Raw genomic sequence first — 11,477 nt, forward strand, 5'->3', positions numbered from 1 at the left:
GTTGCCTTGGACGTACATGGTGGCTGGATCCACTTATGGGATCCAGCCACTTTCTAGTTCGCTCCAGTCACGTTATCTATTGCTCCACCAAAGCGCCGGTTACGCGAGGCATAGTCGCTGATGCACCGCCACAGAGTAGTGCGGTCGAATTCTGGCCAGGCTTCGTCAACGAACATCATTTCCGCATACGACGACTGCCAAAGCATGAAATTCGAAATACGTTGCTCTCCCCCGGATCGGATGAACAAATCGACGTCGGGAAGCTCCGGTTTATAGAGTGCTTGCGCAATGGTTTCTTCGGTGATCTTGCGCGGTTTGAGTTCACCATCAGCTACGCGTTGCGCGATATCGGCAACCGCGTCAGCGATCTCTGCTCGACCACCATAGTTACAGCAGAAATTCAGCGTCAACGTCGAGTTGTAGCTGGTCAGTCGCTGGGCTTCTTGGAGTTCACGAATAACTGAGGACCACAATCGCGGTTGACGCCCCGACCACACGATTTTCACACCCCAGTCGTCGAGTTCATGCCGACGACGATGAATAACATCGCGCGAATAATTCATCAAGAATGTGACTTCTGCCGGTGACCTGCGCCAATTCTCCGTCGAGAACGCATAGACGGAAACAACCTCAACGCCAATCTCAATCGCTCCTGCCAGTACATCCATAAGTGCCAACTCACCGGCTTTATGTCCCTCAGTTCGCGGGAGGTTACGTTCATTTGCCCATCGACCATTGCCGTCCATCACAATAGCGATATGGCGCGGAATAGCACGTCGATCAATGACCGGCGGAGCTTTTCTTCCAACTGGTGGAGCTATCGGTTCATGCTCACGGGGATAGATTCGTTCCATAGTTCCTCAGCTTACGTGAAGTAGGCGTAGTGACTTGATATTTTTCTCTATATGCCATTGGGCGTATGCAGTAACAATTGCGCCAACAGCTTTTTGAGCTGAAGGTGTCGAACGATTCGCGCTCACCCAATCCCCGCTCATCAGAGCCAGCAGTAATTGCCAAGCTTCCACTGATGGCGTCGCTGATCCTACCGGACGGCAATCATCACATACGGCACCGCCGGCAGCAATATTGAGTGCAGAATGCGGCCCACTCACACCACACGACGCACATTCGTCGATCGCAAAACCCCAGCCAGCCACCAGCATCGATCGCAGAATATAGGAATACACGACCAACTGTGGCGGATGCATTTTGCTCGCGATTGCATGCAATGCGCCGTGTAGTAGCGTGAAAAGCTGAATATCGGTGGCTTCATCGTCGTTAAGCAGATCCGCGAATTCGACAATCGCGCTGGCTGCGGTATACGCGTCGTAATCTCTGCCAATTGTGCGCCCATACTGCGCCAAAGTATCGACTTGGGAGATCGTATCGAGGGTTTTACCGCGATAAATCTGAATATCGACGTGCGAAAACGGTTCTACCCGCGCACCGAAACGCGACGCAGTCTTACGCACGCCTTTCGCAACAGCACGTACTTTTCCGTGGTTGCGCGAAAGCATGGTGATAATCCGATCTGCTTCGCCAATATCATGCGTGCGCAACACGAGTGCGTCATCACGATAAGTTTTCACGGCGCTCTAGAATCCTAGACGACCAAGCTGTTTGGGATCGCGCTGCCAGTCTTTAGCAACTTTAACGTGCAGATCAAGGAAGATCTTGCGCCCAAGGAGCCTCTCAATATTTTTCCGCGCCTCTTGGCCCACTTTGCGTAACCGCTGACCGCCATGGCCGATGATAATACCTTTTTGCGATGGTCGTTCGACGTAGATTTGGGCGTGAATGTCGAGCAAGGGCTGTTTCTTCGACCCGGGTTGCGCTTCGCGTTCGATCATTTCTTCGACGACGACGGCGATCGAGTGCGGTAGTTCTTCGCGCACGTCGGTTAACGCTGCTTCACGAATGAACTCGGCGATCATTGCCTCATCTGATTCGTCAGTAACCGTATCAACCGGATACAGCGGCGGAGATATCGGCATGTGACCTAAAAGCACATCGGCGAGTAATTCTACTTGTTCACCGGCTACTGCACTGACAGGGATGATTTCGACGAAATCATGTAGCTGGCTAACCTCAATAAGTTTGTTTGCGAGGGCGTCGCGCGTAATTTTGTCTACTTTGGTCACTGCAGCAAAAATCGGGACATGTGCTTCGGCGAGTTCACGCAATAAGAATTTGTCACCGGGCCCAATTTTTTCATCAGCCGGCAAACACATGAGGGCTCCGTCTACTCCTTCAAGCGAATCGCGAACCATATCGTTCAATCGTTCACCGAGCAGAGTTCGTGGCCGATGTAATCCGGGCGTATCAACCAACACCAGCTGGCCAGCGTCCCGATGGACAATACCTCGCACGATACGCCGAGTGGTTTCGGGCTGGTTGGCAGTAATGACGATCTTTTGTCCCACCAAGGCATTAGTTAACGTTGACTTACCGGCATTTGGCCGACCAACGATGGAGATAAAACCAGCTCGGAAATCCTCCGGCCAGTCATGAATCATAGAATCACTCATCTGTTTTATCCTCTTCTGGTTCGACCCGATTAGCAATAAGTGTTTGTAGGCGCTTGCGTCGACCTTCGAAGCGATCGGCGCACATGAGCACGCCATATGCTTCGGCTTGCGATCCGATAATCGGAATTCGTCCAAGCGCTTTAGTGAGTAAACCGCCCGCAGTTTCGACGTCGTCATCATCGATCCGGATACCGAACAGTTCACCGAGCTCATCTGCTGGAAGTCTAGCAGGTACCCGGAATACGCCTGGGGAAATCTCTTCAACTTCTGGTTCGGCGTGGTCGTGTTCGTCGACCATGTCACCAACGATCTCTTCCAAGATATCTTCAATCGTGACTAGGCCAGCAATACCGCCATATTCATCAACGGCGAGAGCCATATGCTTCGCATCGGCGCGCATTCCGCGAAAGACGTCATCTGCCATCGTCGTTTCGGGAACGAACACCGGTTCACGCATTACGTCACTGACGAGCAAATCATCGTGGTTCATTTTGCGGTGAATCTTGCGAACAACGTCTTTGAGGTACAAAATGCCAACAACGTCGTCCGAATCTTCAGAAATCACTGGAACGCGGGAGAACCCGGAGCGATTGAATAGCGAAACCGCATGTTCTAAGGTTTCGTCGACGTTGATTGTGATCATGTCTGGACGCGGAACCATCACCTCACGCACCAACGTATCAGAAAGCTCGAACACCGAGCGCACGATCTCGCGCTCTTCGTCTTCTAGCGCCTCCGATTCTGAGACGCGCTCGACCATATAGTTACGTTGATCGTCGTCGTTATCTTTCGTTTCTTCATCCGAGTCTCGGCGAGAAACAAAAGCAGTACCGAGTTTGGTCAAAAGCCACAATAGCCGGCCACCGAAACGTACCGTACGCACTGGATATTTAAATCCTAAGGTTGGTGGAATCAACATGTTCGTTACGCCGAGCGTGGTAATCATAGCGACCACCACACCTACCAGGTCCAAGACCAGGTTGTGGACTACCAATCCAACCAGCACCATCAAGGTAGCGCCAAGGAGCACCAGGATTCCAGAACGCACGGCAGTCACTGCGGTGATCGCAGCAAGCCGGTTGGAGACGATGTAGGATACGAACTTCACCGACTGGCCCTCTTGCTCTGCCTCAGAAACCTGGGCGTGAGTAATGCGTGAAAGCGCCGAGAGCATGAGCGCGCCCCCGGCAGCTAACAGCGCACAGGTCGCAGCAATCGTCAGTACGATCGGTATCGGAACCGAGTATATTTCAGACACCTAACTTCACTCCACAGTCGGGGCAATGTCATCAATTGATGCCCGCGGATCGCTTGGGTCGCGCGGGCGACGTGCCAAGAAGGTTAACAACAAACGACGTTGGAGTTCAAACATTTCTTTCTTTTCATCTTCCTCGGCATGATCATAGCCAAGAAGATGTAGGATTCCGTGCGTGGTGAGCAACAAGATCTCTTCCATTGTATTGTGGCCCGCCGCCAAGGCTTGCCGGGCAGCAACCTGCGGACAAATCGCGATATCACCAAGCATGCCTGGGCGTGGTTCTTCGCCCAACGGAGTTGGACGTAATTCGTCCATCGGGAACGACATCACATCGGTTGGACCTTCGAGATCCATCCATTCCACATGCAAGGCAGCCATCGCTTCTTCGTCAAGCATCACGATGGATAAATCTGCTTGTGGGTGCACCCGCAAATCGTCAAGAACCCAGGTTGCGAGCTCGGAGACTTCGTCGAGCACTGGCGCTGGATGAAAACCAGATTCATCATTAACCTCAATCATGGGTGTCCTCCCCTGCGTAACGAGCATAGGCGTCAATAATATCGGATACCAGACGATGGCGAACCACGTCAGCTGCGCCGAGCTCACTGAATTTGATGTGGTCAACGTTGCGCAAAATCCGGCGGACGATTCCCAATCCGGATTTCGCGTTGCGTGGCAAATCGACCTGAGTGAGATCTCCGGTGACCACAATCTTGGAATTGAAACCTAACCGGGTGAGGAACATTTTCATCTGCTCCGGGGTGGTGTTTTGCGCTTCGTCTAAGATCACGAACGCATCGTTGAGGGTTCGTCCACGCATGTAGGCCAGTGGCGCAACCTCGATCGTGCCAGCTGCCAGGAGCTTCGGGATTGCTTCGGGATCGATCATGTCATAGAGCGCATCGTAGAGCGGACGCATATACGGATCGATTTTGTCGTTGAGAGAGCCAGGTAGATATCCGAGTGACTCGCCTGCTTCAACTACCGGACGGGTCATGATAATGCGCTTGACTTGATTGGTTTGCAACGCAACCACGGCCTTCGCCATCGCCAAATACGTTTTTCCAGTACCGGCTGGGCCAATACCAAAAACGATAGTATTTTCATCAATGGCATCCACGTACTCTTTCTGTCCGAGGGTTTTCGGGCGAATGGTTTTCCCGCGTGCGGTCAGGATATCTGTGGTGAGCACATCGGTTGGGCGATGAAGACCTTCGGCGGTCAGTTTCAGGGCCCGCTTGACTGCATCGGTGGTCAAATGCTGCCCAGTGGCGGCAACTGAAATGAGTTCACTGAGCAGATCGCGTGCCACATCAATCGTTGGCTGAGGTCCAGTAATCCGGATTTCGCGCCCACGGACGTGTAGCTGTGCTGGGGCTAGACCCTTTTCCAGCACGCGCAAGACATCGTCACGTTGCCCAAGGACGTTAATCATCGGGATCCGCTCCGGAACAGTTACTATATGGGAAGTAGTCATCTTTTCCATTCTACGCGTTTGTGCGAATAACGGCGATAGCCCACGGGCCAGCAGTTGCCGAACGCAACACGTGTTCACCTAACAAAACTACCTGGGCGCCAGCGTCAGTAAACATCGCAAGCTCACTATCGGTGATTCCGCCTTCTGGGCCGACGATAAACACAATCTCATCAGTTCCAGCAGGCAAGGATGCGACGAGCGGCTCAGTGGCCGATTCATGGCAGACGAAGACTTTGCCTCCGCCCGCAACCACATCGGAAATATGGTGGGCTAGGGTTTTACTGGAGACCACATCGCCCACCTGCGGAACCCATGATCGGCGTGATTGTTTCGCCGCGGCCTTGGCCGTAGCCTGCCACTTGCTTTGACCTTTGCGGGCCTTAGCTGCATCGGACCATGACACAATCGAACGTTCGGCCTGCCACGGGATAAAACTATCTGCACCGTATTCGGTAGCAGTCTCGACGGCTTGTTCGTCGCGCCCGCCTTTTGCTAAGGCTTGGACCAGCGTGATGCGTGGGGTGTGCGGCTGATCTTGGACAACTGCGTCGACAGTCCCGGCAAGCTCAGTTTTCGACACGTCCGAAACGGTGATCGTCGCCCGCAAGCCTTGTGCGTTAACGACGTCGATCTGCTCACCAACACGTGTCCGACGGACAGTGGCTGCGTGGCGCGCTTCATCGCCGCTCAGCCGCAGTAACGCACCGGGCGTTACGTCGGTGAGTTCCGGATCAACATACACCGGGCGGGTCATCAGGCGCGCCCCGTGAACTTGTCACGTAGCTTCGAAAAGACTGAAGCGCCGGCCGTGACTGGCTTCGCGTGACGCTCCTCGCCACGAAGCTCCGCAAGCTGCTCCAGCAACGAACGCTGTTCGTCGTCGAGATCAGTTGGGGTTACCACCGCCATCTGAAGCTTCAAATCGCCACGGGTACCGCGATGCAACCGGCCCACACCCAAGCCTGGCAAGGTGATAACATCACCAGCTTGCATGCCCGGCTCGATCTTAATAGTGTGCGGACCGTCGAAAGTCTCCACGTCTAACGTGGTACCGAGAGCAGCCGACGTCATCGGAATCTCGATTGCGCCTACTAAGTTGTCACCCTCACGAGCAAACAACGGATCTTCCGCAACATAAACTTCCAAGAACAAGTCACCCGCTGGACCGCCAGCCTGACCAGCGTCACCGCGGCCCTGCATACGAATCCGCATACCGTTTTCCACGCCGGCTGGAATATTCACGGTCACCGAACGGTTAGCACGCACACGTCCCTCACCAGCACATTCTGGGCACGGAGAGGTAATGATCGTGCCATAGCCCTGGCATTGGTTACAGGCCACAACCGAGACCATTTGGCCCAGAATCGAATTCGTCACCCGCTGAACTGAACCAGAGCCATGGCACTGTGTACAGGTCACCGGTTCTGTACCAGGGGCGCTCATATGCCCATGGCAGGTGCCACATTCGACAAGCGCATCGATCGCGATCTTCTTCTCCACACCAAAGACGACGTCTTTGAGTTCAAGATCGAGACTAACCAAGGAGTCAGCCCCACGGCGAACCCGTGAAGCTGGCCCACGTTCAGCCGCTCCGCCACCAAAGAAGCTGGAGAAAATATCACCGAAACCGCCGTCGAACCCAAAACCGCCGCCACCGAATCCGGCGCCACCGAATCCGGCGCCACCGTTCTTGACAGCATCTGCGCCACCCATGTCATACGTTTGGCGCTTTTCCTTATTTGAGAGCACATCGTAGGCTTCTGAAACTTCCTTGAACTGCTCAGCGCCTTCTGGCCCGGCGACGTCAGGATGAAGCTTACGCGCTAACTTGCGGTAAGCTTTCTTGATTTCTTCCGAGGTTGCATTCCGGTCTACACCAAGAGTTTGGTAATAATCAGCCACGTGATCCTTCTTCGCTTTTCTGGGTTGGTGGAAAATAGTTAGCGGGACTCATGAGTCCCAGACAGAATATCGGATAAGTATCTTGCAACAGCCTGCACACCAGACATGGTGCGGTGATAATCCATACGTGTTGGACCGATGATCCCCAAGCGTGCCACTGAAGATTGGTTTGTTCCCGAATACGAGGTGGAGACGACGGAGGCGTTGTCGATATCGACTTCGGTATTTTCCCGGCCGATCTGGACTGCCAGCCCGTCGTAGGTAGGTGCCAGCATACGCATGAGTACCACTTGTTCTTCCAAGACGTCAAGCATATCCGACATAGATCCGTTGAAATCGGCGTCGTACTGGGTAAGGTTTTTACGCCCAGCAACAACGACGTGTTCTTCAGAATCGGCTGCTAACACTTGAATGATCATTTCGCCGATTGTTCGTGCCAGGCTCGACGTCGATTCGGGGACGTCTGCGTAAACGTCCAGGAGTGCCTCGTCGAGTTCGGATAGCTTCTTCCCCACGCACTGCGCGTTGACGATGTTGCGCACGGTAGCGATATCCTCGCTCGTTGTCGGTTCATTCAATGACAGTGTACGCTCTTCGACGCGGCCTTCGTCGGTGATGATAATCAGCAGAACATGCATCTGCCCTAAGGGTACAAGTTCAACGTGCCGCAGCAGTGTGCGACGCAGTGACGGATACTGAATGACGGCGACTTGGTCGGTGATGCTCGCTAGCACACGAGTTGCGCGAGCGAGCACGTCATCTAAATCTTCAGCACACGTCAATACTTTTTCGATCGCACGACGTTCTGCGACCGAAAGCGGTTTGAGCTCGTGGATGGAATCGACGAATTCGCGGTAGCCGGCATCGGTGGGGACGCGTCCGGCAGAGGTGTGCGGCTGGACGATGAGCCCGGCTTCTTCGAGGTGGGACATGTCATGGCGCACGGTTGCCGGTGAAACGCCGAGCTTGTGCCGTTCGACGATACCTTTCGACCCTACCGGTTCGCGGGTGGCAACAAAGTCTCGCACGATTGCGTTTAACACGATTTTTCGGCGTTCATCAGACATATTACCTCCTAACATTTTCGGTAGTGTACGCGCTCGTTTATTTTGAGTTTTACTCCATCAAATTGGCAGTCACAGATTACGAGTGCCAATCATACGCACAAAAATGGAAGTTTCACAGCAACGCATCACTCTGGTCACCGATCTCACGTTCAGAAAACCTGAAATAATTTACTAGCTCGAAATTCATACGCTGTGAATACGCATAAAATTTGAAACCGTTACATATAGTACCCTTATCACTTAATCCGTGTTATTCCGTTTACGACGTTCTGGAACAATCAAATCCGGCATCTCACGAAGCATGAAGCTATGGAAATGTGGCACAGTAAATTCTGCGAATCCATGCCGCGGAGTAAAAAGCAGTCCCATATTAATCAGCTCGGAACGAGTGGGGCCCAAACTTTTCGAGCTTCGTCCCATAACATCGGCAACTGCATTAGCTTTTTGCGGACCTGGACCTAACTGAGCCATTGCCCGCAGATAAGCGGCTTGCAACCTAGTAGCACGATCTAACCGTACTCTGAAAAACGATTCGTCTAACCCGGATTCAAACAATGGAACAGCATCGTCTACATTCTGGACGCAAATCGGAGATTCTTGTGCTGTGAGCCAGACCGCAGATCCTAATTCTTGAATAAAATAAGGATATCCTTCTGTGATTTCTATTGCGCGGTCTAGTGCTTCCTCAGACCACTCAACGCCTTCCTCTTGCGCAGGTTTCGCGAACGCATCACGTGCAGATTCTGCTGTGAGCGAGCTGATTTCAGGAAACTTAAACAGCCGTTCAGAATATGACTTAGCGTCACCAGCCAATTCAGCAATTTGCGGCAACCCTGCACCAACTAAAGCGATCGGTAAGGCACGTTGCACAGTCTTATGTATAGCCATAATTAATGCTTCCAATTGTGAACGTTCTAGGAATTGAATCTCATCGATAAGTAGAACAACTCCGCGTTGATGTGCTCGTGCAGCTTCCCCCACGTTTACAAAAAGCTCAGTGAGATCATGGCTCAATATCTGCGAATCGGCAATCCCGGTATAATCATTTATTCCTATACCTGCGACCATCGCCCCTTGCGGATCAAATGTTAACGAGAATGAACCGAGTGCACGTGCGGCCTTTTCCAGTCGATCGTTCCACTTCTTTCGTGGCTGCATCTCGTATAAAGCACTACGCACACCGAGAGCTATCTGACGCCGAAAAAGAGATTCGTCATGTTTCGATGCTTCTAGTTCAATTGTTATCCATTCAGAACGCTCAGCTCGTTCGCGAAATTCATTCAATAGAGCTGTTTTACCTACTCCTCGTAGACCGGTAATAATCATTGATTGTGCTGGGCGCTTTTTTAAACTGCGCGCGAGTAACACTTCGAAATTATCCATCTGTTCTTCACGGCCTGCGAGAACAGGTGGTTTCGCTCCTGCATTTGGCGTATATGGGTTATCGATTGGTTTCATATAAAAACTATAGCACTATATTTTTGAAGTTATTGCGATTTTATCTGCTGCAGATAAAATCGCAATAACTTCATAACTTTATGACAAATAACTTTACTTTCCGCGCACAAGCGTGGCGAACACTACGCGTTACTAGCCTCCTTTTATGCTAGATAGCATGAGTTTTGATCGTTACGGTTTTGATGTTCTGGCGTCCGGTATGCACAAGCCGAAAGCTGCCCGCCCGTTGCCAGTAGAGGTTGGGATGGTCTTAGAAGACGTCGCAACCGGATATGTCGGTGAGGTCGTGCGCGTCGGCAAGGTTTCTGGGCAGTGGCAGATGGAGTTGGAAGATCGCCGGGGAAATCGCCGATCCTTCGAGCTCGGCAAAGGTTTCTGGTTCGAGGGGGTCGCCGTCGACCTCAAACCACCGGTTGCGAAACTGGTTTCTGGACGCGACGACGACGTTCGCACCGTCGCCGGAAAAACACTCACCGCTTCTGGTTCGTTACATGTCACACACAAGGCTCGCGTCGCGCGGCCCTCGCGTATCTGGGTAGAAGGGAAGCACGACGCCGAACTGGTCTCGAAAATTTGGGGCGAAGATTTGGCGTATGAGGGCATCATGATTGAAGAGCTGTTCGGTGCTGATCACTTGCTGGACGTCCTCGATGTTTTCAATCCCTCCGATAAGGTTCGTGCCGGCGTGCTGTTAGATCATCTGGTTCCTGGTTCGAAGGAATCACGAATCGCTGAAGTCGCGATGCGTAAGCCCGGTGTTCTGGTGCTCGGCCATCCGTATGTTGATGTGTGGCAGGCGGTTAAGCCGCGCACGGTCGGCATTCCAGCGTGGCCGGATGTGCCACGTGGCGAAGATATTAAAGTCGGTACGCTTGCTCAGCTGGGTTGGCCACATAGTACGGCTGAAGATATTGGTTTGGGATGGAAGCGCATTCTCGATTCGGTGAACACCTATACGGATCTTGAGCCGGCGCTGTTGGGGCGCATGGAAGAGTTGATTGATTTCGTCAGTGCCGTGTAGGCGCGATTCGAGTTTCGTCCTTTTCCCTGACGCGAATCGGCGGGAGAGAACATGAGAGGCGCATATAACAAGCTATCGTGCTCTCTCCCGCCGATCTGGTCCCGCACTCTGAAAGTGAAACTATCCTAGCTCCACAGCTGTGAGGGCAGCACACGTCCAACTGAACGCAAACGCTCAAGAGTTTGTTCAAGATATTCAATAATGTCTGATCTGCCATGCTCTGTTGACACGCCGGCGGTGAGATGTTCGCCGTAGAAATAAAGGAACTCTAGTTCACTCCACGAGGTGATGGTGGCTCGAACTTCGGGTGTGAAATATTGTGGGGTTGTGCCGATAACCGTGCGCACATCGAAATTTTCGTCCTGGTGTTGTACCAGCGCTTCGGGCACATGTGCGATTGAACCGTCGGATCGCTGAGCCAACGCGATGGACACAATAAGCACATCTCCACTTGCGCGTTGCACAGTGACCGCCCTCCAGGAATCTTTCCCAACGCCTTGAACACCAGTTTCACCAGCGGGAACAGGCCACATCTCCCCTGAAGTGTCAGAGCCCAGCAAATATGACGTCACTTCGTCAATCTTGGGCTTTACTTTCCAGCCGCGTTGCTTCATTTTGGCAGAAACTTTCGCTTCATCGTCCCACGCGCCTTGATGACGCGAGCCGAATAGCACATAACCAATTCCACCCAGAATGAGCGCGAAGAAAAGTACTGTAATTCCTGGCATGACATAGGAGCCCATAACTAACCACTCTCTGATAGCTT

General features: G+C 52.7%; 12 protein-coding genes. 1 reads left to right on the top strand and 11 read right to left on the bottom strand.

Translation table 11 applies throughout. The features are described from left to right. Positions 1–53: 53 nt before the first annotated feature. From JTE88_RS05005 to JTE88_RS05050, 10 genes are all read right to left on the bottom strand, one after another. On the bottom strand, positions 54–854 hold the full coding sequence (locus JTE88_RS05005) for an isoprenyl transferase (RefSeq protein WP_204423147.1): 801 nt from the start codon (positions 852–854) through the stop codon (positions 54–56). 6 nt (positions 855–860) lie between these two features. After that, positions 861–1,589 (bottom strand): DNA repair protein RecO, encoded by a 729-nt coding sequence (recO, locus tag JTE88_RS05010; RefSeq protein WP_204423149.1) that lies wholly within the window; start codon positions 1,587–1,589, stop codon positions 861–863. A 6-nt stretch (positions 1,590–1,595) separates the two neighbouring features. Further along, positions 1,596–2,528, bottom strand: a complete 933-nt coding sequence (gene era, locus JTE88_RS05015) for a GTPase Era (RefSeq protein ID WP_204423151.1) — start codon at positions 2,526–2,528, stop codon at positions 1,596–1,598. Continuing rightward, positions 2,521–3,786 carry a hemolysin family protein gene (locus JTE88_RS05020; RefSeq protein WP_204423152.1) on the bottom strand — a complete coding sequence of 422 codons (1,266 nt, stop codon included), beginning with the start codon at positions 3,784–3,786 and terminating at the stop codon, positions 2,521–2,523. The genes era and JTE88_RS05020 overlap by 8 nt, the downstream gene beginning before the upstream one ends. 6 nt (positions 3,787–3,792) lie before the next feature. Next, a complete protein-coding gene (gene ybeY / locus JTE88_RS05025) occupies positions 3,793–4,305 on the bottom strand; it encodes an rRNA maturation RNase YbeY (RefSeq protein WP_204423154.1) in 513 nt (170 codons plus the stop codon). Then, a complete protein-coding gene (locus JTE88_RS05030) occupies positions 4,298–5,263 on the bottom strand; it encodes a PhoH family protein (RefSeq protein WP_204423156.1) in 966 nt (321 codons plus the stop codon). The genes ybeY and JTE88_RS05030 overlap by 8 nt, the downstream gene beginning before the upstream one ends. A 10-nt stretch (positions 5,264–5,273) precedes the next feature. Next, a complete protein-coding gene (locus JTE88_RS05035; RefSeq protein ID WP_204423158.1) occupies positions 5,274–6,017 on the bottom strand; it encodes a 16S rRNA (uracil(1498)-N(3))-methyltransferase in 744 nt (247 codons plus the stop codon). Continuing rightward, a complete protein-coding gene (gene dnaJ / locus JTE88_RS05040; RefSeq protein ID WP_204423160.1) occupies positions 6,017–7,165 on the bottom strand; it encodes a molecular chaperone DnaJ in 1,149 nt (382 codons plus the stop codon). The genes JTE88_RS05035 and dnaJ overlap by 1 nt, the downstream gene beginning before the upstream one ends. 38 nt (positions 7,166–7,203) lie before the next feature. After that, on the bottom strand, positions 7,204–8,232 hold the full coding sequence (gene hrcA, locus JTE88_RS05045) for a heat-inducible transcriptional repressor HrcA (protein WP_204423162.1): 1,029 nt from the start codon (positions 8,230–8,232) through the stop codon (positions 7,204–7,206). A 240-nt stretch (positions 8,233–8,472) separates the two neighbouring features. Continuing rightward, positions 8,473–9,690, bottom strand: coding sequence for an AAA family ATPase (locus JTE88_RS05050; RefSeq protein WP_204423164.1), 1,218 nt, complete (start codon positions 9,688–9,690; stop codon positions 8,473–8,475). Positions 9,691–9,847: 157 nt separating this feature from the next. Here JTE88_RS05050 and JTE88_RS05055 point away from each other — a divergent pair, with 157 nt between their 5' ends. Further along, complete coding sequence (locus JTE88_RS05055; protein ID WP_239519485.1) at positions 9,848–10,711, top strand: DUF3097 family protein; 864 nt, start codon at positions 9,848–9,850, stop codon at positions 10,709–10,711. A 125-nt stretch (positions 10,712–10,836) separates the two neighbouring features. On the opposite strand, the gene JTE88_RS05060 is transcribed toward JTE88_RS05055, so the two are convergent. Further along, on the bottom strand, positions 10,837–11,454 hold the full coding sequence (locus JTE88_RS05060) for a hypothetical protein (protein ID WP_204423168.1): 618 nt from the start codon (positions 11,452–11,454) through the stop codon (positions 10,837–10,839). Between the last annotated feature and the right edge of the window lie 23 nt (positions 11,455–11,477).

The sequence above is a fragment of the Arcanobacterium phocisimile genome (genome assembly GCF_016904675.1).
In the GTDB taxonomy this organism is placed as follows: Bacteria; Actinomycetota; Actinomycetes; order Actinomycetales; family Actinomycetaceae; genus Arcanobacterium; species Arcanobacterium phocisimile.